Source organism: Allobosea lathyri (assembly GCF_900108245.1).
In the GTDB taxonomy this organism is placed as follows: Bacteria; Pseudomonadota; Alphaproteobacteria; order Rhizobiales; family Beijerinckiaceae; genus Allobosea; species Allobosea lathyri.
Window position 1 is genome coordinate 106,421 of the sequence record NZ_FNUY01000005.1, and the last position, 18,738, is coordinate 125,158.

The window sequence follows — 18,738 nt, forward strand, 5'->3', positions numbered from 1 at the left end:
ACGCTCCGGCGCCAGCCCATGCTAGGCCACGTCACCGGGCGCATCGCACAGGCGCTCGTCGTCATGCTCGTCATGTCGATGCTGGTCTTCGTCGGCGTCCACGCCATCGGCAACCCGATCGACGTGCTGATCGGCCCCGATGTCAGCCAGGACATCCGGCTGGAGACGATCGCCCGCTACGGGCTCGACCGTCCGCTCTACGAGCAGTATTTCACCTTTCTTGGCCGCATCCTGCACGGCGATTTCGGCCGCTCCTTCGTTTTCGGCATGCCGGTGCTCGACCTCATCCTGTCGCGATTGCCGGCAACGCTGGAGCTGACGCTGTCAGCGGTCTGCGGCGCAGCGCTTATCGGCATTCCCGCGGGCATCTATGCCGGCTACCGACCTGACGGTTTCGCGGCCAAGATCATCATGACCGTCTCGATCCTGGGTTTCTCGGTGCCGACCTTCTGGATCGGCCTCGTGCTGATCATGACCTTCGCTGTCGAGCTGCAATGGCTTCCGGCCGGGGGGCGCGGCGATACGGTCGCGGTTTTCGGCGTGGAATGGAGCTTCCTGACGCTGAACGGCCTCAGCCATCTGCTGCTGCCGGCGCTCAACCTCGCCTTCTTCAAGCTCGCACTGATGACACGGCTGGCACGCGCGGGAACGCGCGAGGCGATGCTGTCGGACACCGTCAAATTCGCCCGCGCGGCCGGTCTGTCTGAATGGACCGTGCTGCGCCGGCATGTGTTGCGGCTGATCGCGATCCCGCTGGTGACGGTATTCGGGCTCGAATTCGCCTCGACGCTCGCCTTCGCTGTCGTCACCGAGACGATCTTTTCCTGGCCGGGCATCGGCAAGCTGATCATCGACTCCATCACCTCGCTCGACCGGCCCGTGATGGTCGCCTATCTGATGCTCGTCGCCTTCGTCTTCATCACCATCAATTTCCTGGTCGATTTGGCTTATGTCGGGCTCGATCCGCGTCTGCGAAAGGCGGGATCGCGATGAAGGACATCTCGCCCGCCGCGCGCTTCTGGGCCGAGTTCCGCGAGAGCCGGGTCGCGGTCATCGCGCTCGCCGTCGTCTTGCTGATCATCGGCGTCGCCATTCTGGCGCCGCTGGTGGCGCCGCAGGACCCCTATGACCTCGCCAATCTCGTGCTGATGGATGCCCGCCGTCCGCCCGGCTTCGTCGGGTCGGCCGGCTATACCCATATCCTCGGCACCGACGCTCAGGGTCGCGACCTGTTCTCCGCCATCCTCTACGGCTTGCGCATCTCGCTGCAGATGGGGCTGGTCGCGGGCTCGCTCGCCTTCATCGTCGGGGTCTCGCTCGGAATTGGCGCGGCCTATATCGGCGGACGCTGGGAGGCCTTCATCATGAGGGTCGTCGACCTGCAGCTCGCTTTCCCGGCCATCCTGCTGGCGCTCGTCCTCTCCGCCATGCTCGGCCAGGGCAAGCTCCAGCTGATCGCCGCGCTTGCGGCCGCGCAATACGCCTATTTTGCCCGAACCGCTCATGGCGCGGCGTCAGCCGAGCGCGGCAAGGACTATGTCGAGGCCGTGCTGTCGACGCCTTTGCGCTCCTGGCAGGTCGTCCTGCGCCACATCTTTCCGAACTGCCTGCCGCCCCTGATTGTCGTCGCGACCGTGCAGGTGGCGAGCGCGATCGCGCTGGAGGCCACCCTCTCCTTCCTAGGGGTCGGGCTGCCGGTGACGGAGCCCTCGCTTGGCATGCTGATCGCGAACGGCTTCCAGTACATGCTGTCTGGCCGCTACTGGATCTCGATCTATCCCGGCATCGCGCTGATCGTGCTGATCGTCGCGATCAATCTCGTCGGCGATCGGATCCGCGATCAGGTCAATCCGAGGCTGAAGCGATGAGCGCGCCTCTCCGTCATTGCGAGCGCAGCGAAGCAATCCAGCGTCTCACGCGCGGCTTCTGGATTGCTTCGTCGGCTACGCCTCCTCGCAATGACGTTGGGATGCCAGACACTGCAGACGAGAGGGTGTGGGAACGATGAGCCCCTCTCCACTCCTCGAGGTCACCAACCTCGTCACGCATTTTCACAGCCGGACCGGCATCGTGAAGGCGGTGGACGGTGTCTCCTTCGCGCTGCGGCGCGGCGAAGTGATGGGGCTCGTCGGCGAGTCCGGCTCGGGCAAGAGCATTACCGGTTTCTCGATCATCGGCCTGATCGACCCGCCCGGGCGGGTCGAGGGCGGGTCGATCAAGCTGGACGGGCGCGAGCTTGTCGGCCTGCCTTCATCGGAGCTGCGCGGCATTCGCGGGAAAAGCATCTCGATGGTCTTCCAGGACCCGATGATGACGCTGAACCCGATGCTGACCATCGGCACGCAGATCCGACTGGCGCTGGAGGCTCATGAAGACGTCTCTGCCGCTGAGGGGCGCAAGCGCGCCATCGCAGCACTGCGGCAGGTGCGCATTCCCGAACCTGAGACGAAGGTCGATTTCTACCCGCACCAGTTCTCCGGCGGCATGCGCCAGCGCGTCGCCATCGCCATCGCGCTTCTGCACCGGCCCAAGCTGATCATCGCGGACGAGCCGACAACCGCGCTCGACGTCTCCATCCAGGCCGAGATTCTCGTCGAGATGAAGGAGCTGGTGGCCGAGCTCGGAACGTCGATGATCTGGATCAGCCATGATCTTGCGACCATCGCGTCCATCGCCGACCATGTCTGCGTGATGCGCTCGGGCAAGATCGTCGAGGCTGGCCCGGTGCTCGACGTGCTGACCCGTCCGAAGCATCCCTATACGCAGTCCCTGCTCGACGCTCTGCCCTCCCGAGCCAAGCCCGGGGCCTTGCTGGCGCGCGGCGCTGGCACCGACGCCGCGCCGCCGCCGCGGCTGGCAAGACTGGCGGAATCCGGACGGCGGAAGGCCGAAATCCCCTATTTCGTCATCGACGCCGTCGGCAAGCGTTTCCAGCAGAAGGCCGGCGTGCTGCGCCTGCTGGCTCAGAAGATGGGCATCGCCCGGCCGGCGCCCAGCGTGCAGGCGGTCGATTCGGTGAGCCTGACGCTGACGCGCGGCGAAGCGCTAGGCCTTGTCGGCGAGTCCGGCAGCGGCAAGTCGACGCTCGGGCGGATGGCGGCGGGCATCTACGCTCCCGATGCCGGCCATGTCCTCCTCGACGGCGAGCCGGTGATGAGCAGCGGCGACCGGCCGCACAAGATCACCACCCGTATCCAGACGATCTTCCAGGACCCCTTCGCCTCGCTGAACCAGCGCATGCGCATCGGCGACAGCATCAGCGAAGGGCCGATCGCCCATGGTCTCGTCAGCCGCGCGGAGGCGGGGCATTACGTCAGGCAGTGGCTCGCAGCGGTGGGGCTCGACCCGGCTTTCGCCAGCCGGTACCCACACCAGTTCTCCGGTGGTCAGCGCCAGCGCGTCGCGATCGCCCGCGCTCTCGCGATGCAGCCCGATGTGGTCGTCTGCGACGAGCCGGTCGCCTCGCTCGACGTCTCGATCCAGGCGCAGATCATCAACCTGCTGATCCGCCTGCGCAGCGAGCTCGACCTGACGCTGATTTTCATCTCGCATGATCTTTCGGTGGTGCGCCATCTCTGCGACCGTGTCGCGATCATGCATCGCGGCAGAATCGTCGAGAGCGGCACCGCCAGCGAGGTCTACGACCACCCGCAAGACCCCTATACCCAAAGACTGCTGGCCGCAGTGCCCGTGCTGCCGGTCGCTTGAAAACATCGGTTCGACGGAAATACGCGGCGTCATCCTGGACAAGCGGCGCAGCCGCGCAGATCCGGGATCCATCCTGGAGCACCTTCGTTCTACGATGGATCCCGGCGCTCCGCTTCGCTTCGGCCAGGATGACGGCGCGGTTGGATTGCGCCATCGCGTTAACATTGGAAGGAGCCTGCCATGACCGAACCCGTTCTCGAACCCTGGCAGTGGCCGGAAGAGACCTGGCGCGCCAAGGTCGACCGCGTCCGCGCCGGACGCAACCTCAAACCCGCAAGCTGGAAGAACGGGGCGCGCTGCGCCGTCGCTCTGTCCTTCGATTCCGATCACGAGACCAGCGATCTGCGCGAGGGCGGCAAATCGGTCGGGCGGCTGTCATGGGGCCAGTATGGCAACCGCGTCGGCGTGCCGCGCATCCTGAACCTGCTGGCCAAGGAGGACGTGCAGGCGACCTTCTTCGTGCCGGCGGTGACCGCCCTGCTGCATCCCGACGAACAGCGCCGCGTCATTGCAGAGGGTCACGAGATCGGCCTGCATGGCTGGATTCACGAGCTCAACACGGCGGTGCCGCCGGCCGCGGAGCGCGACCTGCATTTCCGCTCGGCCGACACGCTGGAGAAGATCACCGGCGTCAGGCCGGTCGGCATGCGCACGCCGTCCTGGGATTTCTCGGAATCGACGCTCTCGATCCAGCGCGAGCTCGGCCTGCTCTACGATTCCTCGCTCTTTGCCGATGACGACCCCTACGAGATCGTCGAGAACGGCGAGCCCACCGGCATGATCGAGCTTCCCGTCGAATGGATTCGCGACGACGCGGTCTATTTCAACATGAACCGCTTCCAGGCGCTCAGGCCCTATACGGCGCCCGAAACCGTGTTCGACATCTTCCGCCGCGAGTTCGACCGGGCTTATGAGGAAGGCGGGCTCTTCCTGCTGACGATGCATCCGCACATCATCACTTATCGCTCGCGCATCTGGATCCTCGAAAAGCTGATCGCTCATATCAAGGAGATGCCGGACGTCTGGTTCGCCAGCCATGCCGAGATCGCGGCCCATGTGAAGCAGGAGGCGCGCCTCTGAAGCGTCGCCTTCGGCTGCTCTGGCGGAACATCGCCCGATTTCGGCCGTTTTTGGTTCATGACGGGTTCAGCGCCTGCGGGCGCTGAATGCCGCCAGTGAAACGGAAACGGATATCATGACGCGCACGAAGAACTGGCTCCTGGTCGGCACCATCCTTCCCGCCATCACCCTGGCGCAAAGCGGCTTCGCCAACCCGCCAGCACAACGGCCTGTCGAACTTGCCCAGGCTCCCGCCCCCGAAGACCAGCCGGGGCAGCCGCGTCGCGATCGCAGACCCGGCGGCGAGCGCCCGCCTGGAGCCGAGCGCCCTCCCGGCGGAGAGCGTGCCCCCGGGGTTCCACGAGCCCCTGCACCGCCGCGTGGCGGTCCTGCCGGGGAACGGCCCCAGCCCGCCCAGCCGCCGGCGATCCAGCGCCCGGCGCCACCGGCAGCCCCGAGCGCCGCTCCACCTGTCGCGCCGCGTCCGCCCGCAGCGAGCCCCGAGCCGCGTCGCGAGCCGCCGATGCCTCGCGCCGCGCCATCGATCATCGCACCCGCGCCCGGCCAGGTCGCGCCGAGGCCCGTCCCGGTGCCCTCGCCAACGGGCGAGCCGGCCGTTCGCCCGACACCGCCGCGCCCGCCCGCTGCTGCACCTACGCGCCCAGCACCATTGCCTCCGGTCACCGCGCCACAGGCCGTGCCGGCTCAGCCGCCGGCTCCCCGCGCCGCGCCAGCTCCCGCGGCTCCGGCTCAGACCGCTCCTGTCGCACCTCCGGCTCCATCGCGCCCAGCGCCAGCACCCGCGCCTGCTCCACAGGCCGTCCCGGTTCCGCCTGCCGGTCGCGCTCCGGACGCGCCCGTTCCACCGCGGCCGCCTCAGCCGCAGCCCGGCCAGACGCAGGTCGCTCCTCCAGCCGGCACCGCGCCGGCCGCCCCCTCGGCAAGGCCAACCGTCGGTCCCGGTCAACCTCCGGTCGCAGCACCGGGGCAGCCAGTAGCGCCCGATCGTCAGGGGCTTCGCGGTGGTGTGCCTGCAGGCAGTCCACAGGCGCCCTTGCCCGCCGGCCAGCCCCCGGCTGCCACTCCGGCTCAGCCACCCGCACCAGCCGCAGTGCCGGGTCAGCCGTCCACGCAACCTCCTACGCTTGATCGCCAGGGAGGCCGCGGTGGCCTGCCGCCCGGCAGCACACAGGCTGCGCCGCCCGCTGGTCAGCCACCCGCCGCCATTCCCGGCCAAGCGCCTGTCGGCGCCCCCGGTCAGCCTCCCGCCCCGGATCGTCAGGGCCGGCGCGGCGGCATCGGGCTTGGCGGCGCGGCCGCGATCGGGCTCGGCGCCGGCGTCATCGGCGGCATCATGGCCACGCAAGGGGCAGAGCGCTTCGAGGATGTCCGCAGCCGCCGCGAGGAGCGACGGGAAGGTGACGCCACCATCATCCGCGAACCCGGCCGCACCATCATCCGCGATGACGACCGCACGATCATCCGGCGCGACGAGACGCAGCGCTTCCGCGATCTCGGCTTCGACGGGCGCACCGAACGCCGCGACGGCGAGATGCGCAATGTGTTCGAGCGGCCCGACGGCACCCGCGTGGTCACGATCACCGACGAGGACGGCCGCCTGATCCGCCGCACCCGCCTCGACCGCGACGGGCGTGAGTTCGTGATCATCGACAACACCCGTCGCGACCGGCCCAATGACCGTTTCTCGGATGAGATCATCGTGCTGCCCCGGCCGCCGCTGCCGATGCCGCGCGAGCAGTATATCGTCGATGCCGACCAGGCTGACGAGCGCCTGATCTACGAGACGATCACGGCACCGCCGATCGCCGCCATCCCGCGCCGCTATACGCTCGACGAAGTCCGCTACTCGCCCGATCTGCGGGCGCGTATGCGCAGTGTCGATATCGACAGCGTGACGTTCGAAACCGCATCCTGGGAGGTCGCCCCCGGCCAGGTGCAGCGGCTTTCGGTGATCGCCGCTTCGATCCGCCAGGCGCTGCAAAGCTCGCCGAACGAGGTCTTCCTGATCGAAGGCCATACCGACGCCGTCGGCAACGACATCGACAATCTGTCGCTGTCGGACCGCCGGGCGCAGTCGGTCGGCGAGATCCTGACGCGCGACTTCGGTGTTCCCCCGGAGAACCTGACGACGCAGGGCTATGGTGAGCAGTATCTCAAGGTCGCGACTCAGGAGCCGGCCCGCGAGAACCGCCGTGTCACCCTGCGGCGCATCACGCCACTGCTTGCCGGGCAGAACGGCCAGTAAAAACCGGACGCTCCAGCGCGGCGGCAGCTCCGCCGCGCTGGAGCGCTTTTATCGTCAAGACGTTCAGGGATCGGTAGGGAACGCCGCCTAGTCTGTCCTCGCATGAGGAGACCGACATGAGCGATTCATCCATCGCCATCGCGCAGAGCCTTGCGACCAGCCAGGCGGCAGCGACGCAGCGCACCCTGCAAACCGAAATGCTGCGGCAGCAATCCCAGTCCGATCAGGCCGTGATCACCATGCTCCAGCAAAGCGCCGAACAGTCGAAGGCCACGCTGCCCGCAGGACAGGGCGAGAATCTCGACATCACCGCCTGAATCCATCTCTGCCGCGCGCCAGACTCGCTTGCCGTTTGCCTCTTTCAAGATCCGGCCCCGTTCCATCGACAACGCGGATTTTCGTCTCTTCCCACGACACGTCCAGTCCGGTATAATAGCTCTTGGCTGCTCCTTCCCGATGCTTGTGGCCGCTCAACACGGACCACGTTTCAGCATCCCGAACGGAGCAGCCGCCCTCCGGCCAAGCCTCCAATCAATCCATCTGTCTGAGAACTCGGCCCTCACTGAGGAGCTGCGAAGCAGCGTCTCGTTCGAGACGCCATTGACGAAATGGCTCCTGAGGATGAGGGCTGCAGGAATTTACCGAACAGTTTTTGGGACCGCCTGCTGGCTCCTCCCGATCTGACCGACAACTCCCGGCCTTTGCCGGTTGCGCGCGACATGCTTCCCGCCTAACCTCGATCCCGTTCCGAGGGGTGCTCGCAAGAGCTGAGATGGCCGCAAGGCTGAACCCATCGAACCTGATCCGGGTCATACCGGCGGAGGGACTGGAACGCGGCTTACGGCACCGCTGTATCCGCAGACAGCGACAAACCGTCTCGACACCCGGATCTCCTGAACCTTGGACCAAGGAGGAGATCCTATGAACGCCCCTACCAAACTCCCGAAAAACAGCATCAAGACCGCGCCGCAAAGCGTGACCACGGGCCCGATCATCGGCTCGCGCAAAATCTATGTCGCGCCGCCGGAAGACCCGACCATGCGCGTGCCCTTCCGCGAGGTGCAGCTCACCACGTATTCCGAACCGCCGGTGCGCATCTACGACCCGTCCGGGCCGTTCACGGAAACGGACGCCACGATCGACCTCAATGCCGGCCTGCCGCAGGTGCGCCGGGCCTGGCTCAATGCCCGCGGTTTCGAAACGGTTGCGGGCCGCGCCGTCACGGACGCCGATAACGGCCACATCTCTCCTGAGAATCTCGTTCCCGCCTGCCCGGCGCAGCGCCCCGTGCTGACGGCGCGCGACGGCCAGATGGCGACGCAGTTCGAGTTCGCCCGCGCCGGCATCATCACGCCCGAGATGATCTATGTCGCGCATCGCGAGAATCTCGGCCGCGCCGCCATGCTGGAGGGCGCCAGGGAGCGCCATGCCGACGGCGAGAGTTTTGGCGCCTCCGTACCGGAATTCGTCACGCCGGAATTCGTGCGCAGCGAGATCGCGCGCGGGCGCGCCATCATTCCCGCCAACATCAACCATCCCGAGCTGGAGCCGATGGCGATCGGCCGCAATTTCCTGGTCAAGATCAACGCCAATATCGGCAATTCGGCTGTGACCTCCGGCGCGGCCGAGGAGGTCGAGAAGCTGGTCTGGGCGATCCGCTGGGGCGCCGACACCGTCATGGACCTGTCGACGGGCCGCAATATCCACAACATCCGCTCCTGGATCCTGCGCAACTCGCCCGTGCCGATCGGCACCGTGCCGATCTACCAGGCGCTGGAGAAGGTCGGCGGCGACCCGATCAAGCTCGACTGGGAGGTGTTCAAGGACACGCTGATCGAGCAGGCCGAGCAGGGCGTCGACTACTTCACCATCCATGCCGGCGTAAGGCTTCCCTACGTGCCGCTGACCGCCAATCGCGTCACCGGCATCGTCTCGCGCGGCGGCTCGATCATGGCGCGCTGGTGTCTGGCGCATCACAAGGAGAGCTTCCTCTACGAGCGTTTCGAGGAGATCTGCGATCTCATGCGCAAATACGACGTCTCGTTCTCGCTGGGAGACGGCCTGCGTCCGGGTTCGATCGCCGATGCCAATGACCGCGCCCAGTTCGCCGAGCTGGAGACGCTGGGCGAACTCACCAAGGTCGCCTGGGACAAGGGCTGTCAGGTAATGATCGAGGGCCCCGGCCATGTGCCGATGCACAAGATCAAGGAGAACATGGACAAGCAGCTGCGCGAATGCGGCGAAGCGCCGTTCTATACGCTGGGACCGCTGACGACCGATATCGCGCCGGGCTACGACCATATCACCTCGGGGATAGGCGCGGCGATGATCGGCTGGTTCGGCTGCTCGATGCTCTGCTACGTTACGCCCAAGGAGCATCTCGGCCTGCCCAACCGCGACGACGTCAAGACCGGGGTTATAACCTACCGGATCGCGGCCCATGCGGCAGACCTCGCCAAGGGACATCCGGCGGCGAAGCTCAGGGACGATGCGGTCTCGCGGGCGCGCTTCGACTTCCGCTGGGAGGACCAGTTCAACCTGGCGCTCGATCCCGATACGGCGCGCGCCTATCACGACGAGACGCTGCCCAAGGACGTGCACAAGGTCGCGCATTTCTGCTCGATGTGCGGGCCGAAATTCTGCTCGATGAAGATCACGCAGGATCTGCGCGCCGAGGTTCTGGCGATGGGAGACAATGAGCGCCTGGCGCTGGAAGGCATGGCGGCCAAATCCAAGGAGTTCATGGACAAGGGCTCGCAGCTCTACCTGCCGGCGGCGGAATGAGCTGAACCAGCGGCAGGCCTTGGCGCGCTGCGTCCGGGCCTGCCCCTATTGCGGCGTCAGCGGCAATGGCGCGGGCTTGGCGACGGCGGGCCGGGCCGGCTTGGGGCGGGGCGGCTTCGGCTCGCTGGTGATGCCGAGCCTTGCCCGGATGGAGGCCGCCCTTGCCTCGGTGAGGCGCGCGCCGCAGAAGCCGAGCGAGCCTTCGCGCTGGAAATCCCTGCAGATGGTTTCGCGCTCGGCCGAGAAACCGGCCTGCTCGCGTGCGAGGCCACGTTGCTCGACAGCGTCATGCTTGGCGTTCAGCGCGCGGTAGCCTTCGCGGACCGCCCGCTCGGCCACGCCGCGCGCGGATTCGATTTCCTTGGCGCGACTGACGAGGGTCCGCGCATCCGGCCCCCAGAGGCCGCGCACATCGATCCGGCAGGCCGCCGCCTCGACCACGCAGGGCTGGGCGGGCTCCACGACCAGGAAAGCTCCGTCGAGCACATCGAAAACGATCGGGCAGATCGGGGCTTCCAGCCTGTAGCGCGGCACGCCGGCAGGGCGGCCGAGTGCCGTGACCGGCAGTGGCCCGTCCCCCAAGGAGACGGTGCAGGGCTCGACCAGATTGGCCGCCTGGAAACCTTCGGCATTGAGCTTGAGCCCATAGCCGGTCGCAGTCTTCTCGAAGGTCGCCTCGCCGAATCCGCCATTGCGCCGCAAGGTACGTCCGACGATCGCCTCCTCGCCGGCAACCTTGATCGCGGGCATGGTATGCACGCGCGGTGCGGCAGGCCCGCTGCTCGTGCCATGCGGGGCGGACTGCTGGGCGCCGGGCGCATTGAAGGGCTGCGCTCCCGGCAATTGCAGCGGCTGCGCGCGCGCAGAAACGCTTGCGCCGGCCAGAACCAGCAGCGCAAGGCAGAGGACAGGGGGCGTCAGTTGTCTCACAGGCGAACCATATTGGAACAATAACAGCCTGTTTGCATGAAATGTCATACGCCAGCGCGCAAGGGCACTTCCGCAACACCCGCCAGGAATGAGCACTCAACGCCATGCCAGCCAAGCCCGAGCGCCATTCTTAATCGGCTCGCCTGTCTTGCAAGGGCATGAACACCCTCACTATATACGCCCCCAAGAGGCGGTTTAACGACCGTCAAACGTGGAATGCCGGTTTGGTTCGCCGCAACAGGCGGGGGCGAGGCCGGTCCATGGGCCGAAAGACAGCGCCAAGCGTTGCCGGTCGGCGATCTGCTCAATCGAAAGGGATCCCATCCATGGGTAAAGTAATCGGTATCGACCTCGGCACGACCAACTCCTGCGTCGCGGTCATGGAAGGCTCTACGCCCAAGGTTATCGAGAATTCGGAAGGCGCGCGCACCACGCCCTCCATCGTCGCCATCACCGATGACGGCGAGCGTCTGGTCGGCCAGCCGGCCAAGCGCCAGGCCGTCACCAATCCGGAGCGCACGTTCTTCGCGATCAAGCGTCTCATCGGCCGGACATTCGACGATCCGATGACGCAGAAGGACATGAATCTCGTCCCCTACAAGATCAAGAAGGCGGCTGCAGGCGACGCCTGGGTCGAGGCCGACGGCACCGATTATTCGCCGTCGCAGATTTCCGCCTTCACCCTGACCAAGATGAAGGAGACGGCCGAAGCCTATCTCGGCCAGCCCGTCACGCAGGCGGTCATCACGGTCCCGGCCTATTTCAACGACGCCCAGCGTCAGGCGACCAAGGATGCCGGCCGCATCGCCGGCCTCGAAGTGCTGCGCATCATCAACGAGCCGACTGCTGCCGCGCTCGCCTATGGCCTCGACAAGAAGCAGGCCGGCACGATCGCGGTCTATGACCTCGGCGGCGGCACCTTCGACGTCTCGATCCTCGAGATCGGCGATGGCGTCTTCGAGGTGAAGTCGACCAATGGCGACACCTTCCTCGGCGGCGAGGACTTCGACATGCGCCTCGTCGAATATCTCGCGGACGAGTTCAAGCGCGAGCAGGGCATCGACCTGAAGAAGGACAAGCTCGCTCTGCAGCGTCTGAAGGAAGCTGCCGAAAAGGCCAAGATCGAACTCTCGACCACCGCCCAGACCGAGATCAACCTGCCCTACATCACGGCGGATGCCTCCGGGCCGAAGCACCTCGCCATCAAGCTTTCTCGCGCCAAGTTCGAGAGCCTGGTCGACGATCTCGTCCAGCGCACCATCGAGCCCTGCAGGAAGGCGCTCAAGGATGCCGGCCTGTCGGCGGGCCAGATCGACGAAGTGGTCCTCGTCGGCGGCATGACGCGCATGCCGAAGGTGCAGGAAGTCGTGAAGCAGTTCTTCGGCAAGGAGCCGCATAAGGGCGTGAACCCGGACGAGGTCGTCGCCATCGGCGCCGCGATCCAGGCCGGCGTGCTGCAGGGCGACGTCAAGGACGTGCTGCTGCTCGACGTGACCCCGCTTTCGCTGGGCATCGAGACGCTGGGCGGTGTCTTTACGCGTCTGATTGACCGCAACACCACGATCCCGACCAAGAAGAGCCAGGTCTTCTCCACTGCCGAGGACAATCAGCAGGCGGTGACGATCCGGGTCTTCCAGGGCGAGCGCGAGATGGCGGCCGACAACAAGATGCTCGGCCAGTTCGACCTGATGGGCATTCCGCCATCCCCGCGCGGCATGCCGCAGATCGAGGTGACCTTCGATATCGACGCCAACGGCATCGTCTCGGTGACGGCGAAGGACAAGGCCACCAACAAGGAGCAGCAGATCCGCATCCAGGCGTCTGGTGGCCTGTCGGAAGCCGACATCCAGAAGATGGTCAAGGATGCCGAGGCCAATGCCGGCGAGGACAAGAAGCGTCGCGAGCTGGTCGAGGCCAAGAACCAGGGCGAGAGCCTCGTGCACTCGACCGAGAAGTCGCTGAAGGACTATGGCGACAAGGTCACGGCCGCCGACAAGACGGCGATCGAGACCGCTCTCGACGCGCTCAAGGCGGCGCTGGCCGAGGACAATGCCGAGATGATCTCCTCGCGCACCACCGACCTGATGCAGGCCTCGATGAAGCTTGGCGAAGCCATGTATGCGGCGAGCCAGGCGGACGGTGGCGGCGCAGCCGATGGTGGCGGCGAAGAGCCGGCGGAAGCCAAGAAGGACGACGTCATCGACGCCGACTTCAAGGATGTCAGCGACGACAAGGGCGACAAGAAGAAAAGCGCCTGATTGCCAGACTCCTTTCACTGAACGTCATGGCCGGGCTTGACCCGGCCATCTCGTTCAGGAAAGGCGTCCCGAACGAACATTCTCGTTCTTCTGCAGGAGATGGCCGGGCAAGGCCCGACCACGATCCAAGGAAGAGCGAAGGGGCCGCCGTTTGATGTCCAAGCGCGATTACTACGAAATCCTGATGGTCACGAAGACCGCGAGCGAGGCGGAGCTGAAAAGCGCCTTCCGCAAGCTCGCCATGGGCTGCCATCCCGACCGCCACCCCGGCGACAAGGGGGCCGAAGCCAAGTTCAAGGAATTGAACGAGGCCTATCAGGTGCTCTCCGACGAGCAGAAGCGCGCGGCCTATGACCGTTTCGGCCATCAGGCTTTCGAGAATGGCGGCGGTGGCGGCGGCAACCCCGATTTCTCCGACTTCATGTCGGACATCTTCGATTCATTCTTCGGCGATGCGCGCGGCGGGCGTGCCGGTGGCGGAGCGCGCGCTGCCAATGGCCGCGAGCGCGGCGCCGATCTGCGCTACAATCTCGAGATCGGGCTCGAGGACGCGTTTACCGGCAAGAACGCCTCGATCCGCGTGCCGACCTCGATCGCCTGCGAATCCTGCGCCGGCACGGGCGCCAAGCCCGGCTCGAAATCGCGGGGATGCCCGACCTGCGGCGGCCATGGCCGGGTGCGGGCCAATCAGGGGTTCTTCTCGGTCGAGCGGACATGCCCGACCTGCGCAGGCCGCGGCGAGATCATCGACGACCCCTGCAAGAACTGCCAGGGCGCGGGCCGCGTCACGCGCGAGCGCTCGCTCTCGGTCAATATCCCGGCGGGTGTCGAGGATGGCACGCGCATCAGGCTTGCCGGCGAAGGCGAGGCCGGGCTGCGCGGCGGCCCGGCTGGCGACCTCTACATTTTCCTCTCGATCAAGCCGCACGCGATCTTCCAGCGCGACGGGGCCGATCTGTTCTGCCGCGTGCCGCTGGGCCTGACCTCGGCGGCGCTGGGCGGCGAGATCGAAGTGCCGACGCTGTCCGGCGAGCAGGCCCGCGTGAAAATCCCCGAGGGGACGCAGACCGGCAAGCAGTTCCGCCTCAAGGGCAAGGGCATGAGCGTATTGCGCTCGCGCGAAACCGGCGATCTGTACATCCAGGTTCTGGTCGAAACGCCGCAGAAGCTCACCGCGCGCCAGCGCGAGTTGCTGCTGGAATTCGAGCGCGAAAGCTCCGGCGCGACGCATCCCGAAGCCGCCGGCTTTTTCGGCCGGGTCAAGGAGTTCCTCGGCGGGCTCGGCGGAACGGCCTGATTTCCCGCGCACCCTGGCACGTCATCCCGGGCGTAGCGAAGCGGAGACCCGGGATCCATTCCTGAAGCTTCCATGCCAGCGTTCCGGCATAGATCCCGGATCGGCGCGGCGTCGCCGCTTGTCCGGGATGACGTAGAGGCTGTGCGCCAATAAAAAAGCGGGCCGCCTTTCGGCAGCCCGCTCTTTGATCGGGGTCTGATAGTAATCAGGCCTTGTCGATCACCTTCTTTACAGCATCCTTGCCCTTGCCGAGCGCCTGCTGGGCTTCGCCCTTGCGCTCCTGAGCGATGCCCTCGGCCTGCAGGCCGGGCTTGTCCATAGCTTTGCCGGCCGCCTGCTTGACGTTACCCGCAGCTTCGTTGGCCATGCCCTTGATCTTGTCAGCAGTGCTGCCCATGACTTTGATCCTTCTCGTGAATTTCTTGCCGCCCGTGCGGCTTGCGACGAAGAAACCAGCGGGCGCGAAGAAGGTTCCCGGAAAACTCCGATGCTTCGGCCAGCCGCTTACTCGGCGGCGGCAGTCTGCGCCGCGAGCGCCCGCAAGGCCTCGGCGGTTGCCGCATCGGCTGGGAAGAAGGTTTCCAGCGCCAGTTCCGACAAGGTGATGTCGACCGGCGTGCCGAACACCGTCGTGGTGGAGATCAGCGAGAGCACGCTGTCACCGACCCTGAGCTGCATGGGCACGACGATGGCGGCTTCGATCTCGGCCTCATGACCCTTGCGCGGCGCCTCCGCTGGGGCGGGGTAGCCGAGCAGCTCCGTCAGGAGATCGACGAGGATCGGGTCCGCCGTCGCCCTGATCTGCTGGCGCAGACGCGCGATGAGATGGGCCCGCCACTCGCCGAGATTGACGATGAAGGGGGCAAGGCCATCCGGATGCAGCGACAACCGCAGCACATTGACGGGCGGGCGAAGCAACTCGGCCTCAGCGACCATGCCGAGGAGTCCTGAGACCGCACCATTGGCGGCGAGCAGGGTCCAATGGCGGTCGACCGCGAGCGCCGGATAGGGCTCATGGCCCTTCAGCACGAGGTCGATCGCGGATTTGGCGGCTCGCAGGCCGGGGTCTTCCAGCGAGCGCTCCAGATAGACCGGTGCATAGCCGGCGGCGTTGAGCAGCGCGTTGCGCTCGCGCAGGGGCACGCCGAGATGTTCGGCCAGCAGCAGGACCATGTCGCGGCTGGGCTGCGAGCGGCCGCTTTCGACGAAGCTGAGATGCTTCTGCGAAATCTCGGCTTCGAGCGCGAGATCGAGCTGGCTGAACCGGCGCAACTGACGCCAGTCGCGGAGCAAATGGCCAATGCTGGGCTGATGATGCGTATTCAGCTGATGTGTGTTCATGGAAGTGAACCTAATCGGCGCAGAGGCCGGCTTTCAATTACCTCCCGCTTAATCGACCGGCCGACGCGATGCCGTCAGCATGGCCTCCATCGAAACCGGCCCGACGAGAACGGGTCGCAGCCAAGGAGACCGCCATGCCCATGATCCAGTCGCCCTCCATGATCCAGCCGTCCCGTTTCCTGCGCAATGCCCTTCTCCTCGACGCCATCGCCTGTGCTGCGACCGGCCTTCTGCTTGCCATGGCGGCCGGTCCCCTCGCGGGCCCGCTTGGCTTCCCGGCCGCCTTCCTGCGCGGAGCGGGCCTCGTTTTGCTGCCCTGCGCTGCGCTGCTGGCCTGGTTCTCCAGCCGCGAGACCCTAGCCCGTCTGGCCATCGTCGCAGTGATCGGCGTCAACGTCCTCTGGATCGCCGAGAGCATCGCGATCCTGCTCATGGGCTGGTTTGGGCCGACGGGCCTCGGCATCGCTTTCGTCCTGGCACAGGCAGCGGCCGTCGCGCTGGTCACCGAGCTCGAAATCGTCGGCCTGAAGCGGTCGGGCTCCGACAATCGCGCAGAAGCAGTCGCAGCACGGTGACTGCCGCTCGACGAGCATAACAGGAAACGGAGCGCCGGCCTGCCGGCGCTCCGTCACGCAACTGTCGCATGGGCTCACTAGCCGAAAGGTCCACTCATACCTCCCGGCAGAGCAGGATCGCCCCATGCGCCAAACCCTCGTTCTCGCAACACTCGGCTTCACGCTGATGAGCGGCACGGCCTTTGCCGAACCCATGTTCAACCGCGTGGCGACCTTCTCCGTGCCGCTCAACCTGCCAGCAGATCGCGACGCGTCCAAGAAGACCGTTGCTGAGATCATCGCCGCCAACGACGCCGGCACGCTGCTGGCCTATACCGATGGCGAGCAGCAAGCGGTCGGGCTGGTCGACATCACGACGGCCAATGCACCCAGGCCCGCCGGCTTCATCCCTGTGGGCGGCGAGACGACCTCGATCGTCATTCTCGGCGACAAGGCCTTTGCGGCAGTCGTCACCTCCGGCGACAATTTCAAGGAGCCGGCCGGGCATCTCGCCACCATCGACCTCAAGACCAAAGCGGTCGTGGCGACCTGCGATCTCGGCGGCCAGCCCGATTCGATCACGCTCAGCAAGGACAAGAGCAAGCTCGTCATCGTCATCGAGAACGAGCGCGACGAAAAGCTGAACAAGGGCGCGCTGCCGCAGCTGCCGGCCGGCAACCTCACCCTGATCGGCGTCAAGGATGGCGCAGCCGACTGCGCCTCGCGCCAGGTCGTCGACCTCACCGGCATCGCCGCCGTCGAGCCGACCGACCCCGAGCCGGAGTTCGTCGACGTCAACCAGGACGGGCTCGCGGTTGTGACGCTGCAGGAGAACAATCACCTCGCCATCGTCGACACCAAGACGGGCAAGCTCGTCACGCATTTCTCGGCCGGCACGGTCGACCTCAAGGGCATCGACAAGACCCGCGACGGCCAGATCAAGGCCACGGAGGAGCTGAAAGGCGTGGCGCGCGAGCCCGACGCGGTGCGCTGGCTCGACCATGACCGCTTCGTCACCGCCAATGAGGGCGATTGGAAGGGCGGCTCGCGCGGCTTCACCATCTTCCGCAAGGACGGCACGATCGAGTTCGACTCCGCGGCCAGCGTCGACCATATCGCGATGCGCCACGGGCATTATCCGGAGAGGCGCTCGGCCGCGAAGGGCAGCGAGCCCGAGGGGATCGAGGTCGCGACCTATGGCAACGACAAACTGATCTTCGTCGGGCTGGAGCGCGCCTCGCTGGTGCTGGTCTACAAGGACGAAGGCGCCGGCAAGGCGCCGCACTACCTGCAGGCGCTGCCCGGCGGCATCGGCCCCGAGGGTCTGCTGGCGATCCCGCAGCGCAATCTCTTCGTCTCGGCCTCCGAGACCGATGTCGGCGCCAAGGGCGGCGCCCGTTCGGCGGTGACGATCTATGAGCGCAGCGAAGCGCCGGCCGCCTATCCCAGCATCGTCTCGAGCGATGTCGACGGCGTTCCGCTCGGCTGGGGCGCGCTGTCGGGCCTCGCCGCCGATCGCGCCGCGCCGGGACGGCTCTTCGCGGTCACCGACAACGCCTATTCGCCCTCGCGCATCCTCGACATCGACGCCACCCAGAAGCCGGCCCGGATCATCGGCGCCCTGACCGTGACCAAGGACGGCAAGCCTGCCTCCTATGATCTGGAGGCGATCGCCACGCGGACCACGGGCGGCTTCTGGCTCGCCTCGGAAGGCAATCCCGAGGACAAGGACAAGCCGAGCCGCAACATGCTTCTGCGGGCATCCGCGAAAGGCGAGATCGAGGAGGAGATCCATCTCCCCGAGGAACTGGAAAAGCACGCGGTGCGCTTCGGTTTCGAGGGCGTCGCGGTCACCGGCGAGGGCGCCGACGAGACCGTGTGGCTCGCCGTCCAGCGCGAGTGGAAGGACGACCCCAAGGGCAAGACCAAGCTCCTGAGCTACAAGCCCGCCACCAAGCAGTGGGGCGTGCTGCACTATCCGCTGAGCACGCCTTCTAGCGGAGCCTGGATGGGACTGTCGGAGTTGGTCTTCCTGGGCAATGATCGCTTCGCCGTGATCGAGCGCGACAATCTGTTCGGCGCGAAGGCGGTCAAGACGCTGGCGACCTTCTCGGTCAAGGGCCTGACGCCGGCCGCGATCGGTTCGGCTGCGATCCCGACCGTCGAGAAGACCCTGCTGCGCGATCTCACGCCCGATTTGATGAAGCTCGGAGGCTATGGGCTCGACAAGGTCGAAGGCATGGCGCTGGACAAGGCCGGCAACCTCTTCGTGGTCACCGACAATGACGGCGTCGACGATTCCTCCGGCGAGACGCAGTTTTTTGCACTCGGCAAGATCGCGAACTGACGGACCGTCCGGGAGCAGCTCCTCCGTCATGCTCGCCCTTGTGGCGAGCATCCACGAGTTGAACAGAGCGAAGACGTGGCTGGTCGGGACAAGCCCGACCATGACGAGATGGCCTGCCCGCGATAAACAGGCGGCACATATTAAAAACCCCGGACGCTTTCGCATCCGGGGAGGTGCCTGACTGCGATTGAAGA

Annotated in this window: 14 protein-coding genes and 1 riboswitch; of the genes, 11 read left to right on the forward strand and 3 right to left on the reverse strand. The window is 66.2% G+C overall.

What is annotated here, in order from left to right:
- Positions 1-18: 18 nt before the first annotated feature.
- The 7 genes from C4S73_RS13445 (at position 19) to thiC (ending at position 9,817) form a co-directional block, all read left to right on the forward strand.
- Entirely contained in the window at positions 19-993 is a 975-nt protein-coding gene (locus C4S73_RS13445; protein ID WP_103873020.1) for an ABC transporter permease, read from the forward strand.
- Positions 990-1,868, forward strand: a complete 879-nt coding sequence (locus C4S73_RS13450) for an ABC transporter permease (RefSeq protein ID WP_103873021.1) — start codon at positions 990-992, stop codon at positions 1,866-1,868. Before C4S73_RS13445 ends, C4S73_RS13450 begins: the two co-directional genes overlap by 4 nt.
- Before the next feature lie 136 nt (positions 1,869-2,004).
- Positions 2,005-3,708 carry a dipeptide ABC transporter ATP-binding protein gene (locus C4S73_RS13455; protein ID WP_103873022.1) on the forward strand — a complete coding sequence of 568 codons (1,704 nt, stop codon included), beginning with the start codon at positions 2,005-2,007 and terminating at the stop codon, positions 3,706-3,708.
- Between the two features lie 180 nt (positions 3,709-3,888).
- Positions 3,889-4,788, forward strand: coding sequence for a polysaccharide deacetylase family protein (locus C4S73_RS13460; RefSeq protein ID WP_103873023.1), 900 nt, complete (start codon positions 3,889-3,891; stop codon positions 4,786-4,788).
- Positions 4,789-5,878: 1,090 nt separating this feature from the next.
- A complete protein-coding gene (locus C4S73_RS28665) occupies positions 5,879-7,033 on the forward strand; it encodes an OmpA family protein (RefSeq protein ID WP_244595604.1) in 1,155 nt (384 codons plus the stop codon).
- A 116-nt stretch (positions 7,034-7,149) separates the two neighbouring features.
- On the forward strand, positions 7,150-7,350 hold the full coding sequence (locus tag C4S73_RS13470; RefSeq protein WP_103873025.1) for a hypothetical protein: 201 nt from the start codon (positions 7,150-7,152) through the stop codon (positions 7,348-7,350).
- Positions 7,351-7,773: 423 nt separating this feature from the next.
- Positions 7,774-7,877, forward strand: a riboswitch (TPP riboswitch).
- Between the two features lie 77 nt (positions 7,878-7,954).
- Complete coding sequence (gene thiC / locus C4S73_RS13475) at positions 7,955-9,817, forward strand: phosphomethylpyrimidine synthase ThiC (protein ID WP_103873026.1); 1,863 nt, start codon at positions 7,955-7,957, stop codon at positions 9,815-9,817.
- Between the two features lie 45 nt (positions 9,818-9,862).
- Here thiC and C4S73_RS13480 read toward each other — a convergent pair whose 3' ends face one another.
- The gene (locus tag C4S73_RS13480; RefSeq protein ID WP_146071349.1) at positions 9,863-10,747 is read right to left on the reverse strand and encodes a hypothetical protein; all 885 of its coding nucleotides are present in this window, start codon (positions 10,745-10,747) and stop codon (positions 9,863-9,865) included.
- 326 nt (positions 10,748-11,073) lie between these two features.
- Here C4S73_RS13480 and dnaK point away from each other — a divergent pair, with 326 nt between their 5' ends.
- Positions 11,074-13,005, forward strand: coding sequence for a molecular chaperone DnaK (gene dnaK, locus C4S73_RS13485; protein WP_103873028.1), 1,932 nt, complete (start codon positions 11,074-11,076; stop codon positions 13,003-13,005).
- A 154-nt stretch (positions 13,006-13,159) separates the two neighbouring features.
- On the forward strand, positions 13,160-14,302 hold the full coding sequence (dnaJ, locus tag C4S73_RS13490; RefSeq protein WP_103873029.1) for a molecular chaperone DnaJ: 1,143 nt from the start codon (positions 13,160-13,162) through the stop codon (positions 14,300-14,302).
- Between the two features lie 205 nt (positions 14,303-14,507).
- On the opposite strand, the gene C4S73_RS13495 is transcribed toward dnaJ, so the two are convergent.
- Both C4S73_RS13495 and C4S73_RS13500 read right to left on the reverse strand, forming a co-directional pair.
- Positions 14,508-14,699, reverse strand: a complete 192-nt coding sequence (locus tag C4S73_RS13495) for a CsbD family protein (RefSeq protein WP_103873030.1) — start codon at positions 14,697-14,699, stop codon at positions 14,508-14,510.
- 107 nt (positions 14,700-14,806) lie between these two features.
- Complete coding sequence (locus tag C4S73_RS13500) at positions 14,807-15,643, reverse strand: helix-turn-helix domain-containing protein (protein ID WP_103873031.1); 837 nt, start codon at positions 15,641-15,643, stop codon at positions 14,807-14,809.
- 134 nt (positions 15,644-15,777) lie between these two features.
- On the opposite strand from C4S73_RS13500, the gene C4S73_RS13505 reads away from it, so the two are divergent.
- Complete coding sequence (locus tag C4S73_RS13505) at positions 15,778-16,218, forward strand: hypothetical protein (RefSeq protein ID WP_244595591.1); 441 nt, start codon at positions 15,778-15,780, stop codon at positions 16,216-16,218.
- 124 nt (positions 16,219-16,342) lie between these two features.
- Positions 16,343-18,544 carry an esterase-like activity of phytase family protein gene (locus C4S73_RS13510; RefSeq protein ID WP_103873033.1) on the forward strand — a complete coding sequence of 734 codons (2,202 nt, stop codon included), beginning with the start codon at positions 16,343-16,345 and terminating at the stop codon, positions 18,542-18,544.
- Positions 18,545-18,738 lie beyond the last annotated feature (194 nt).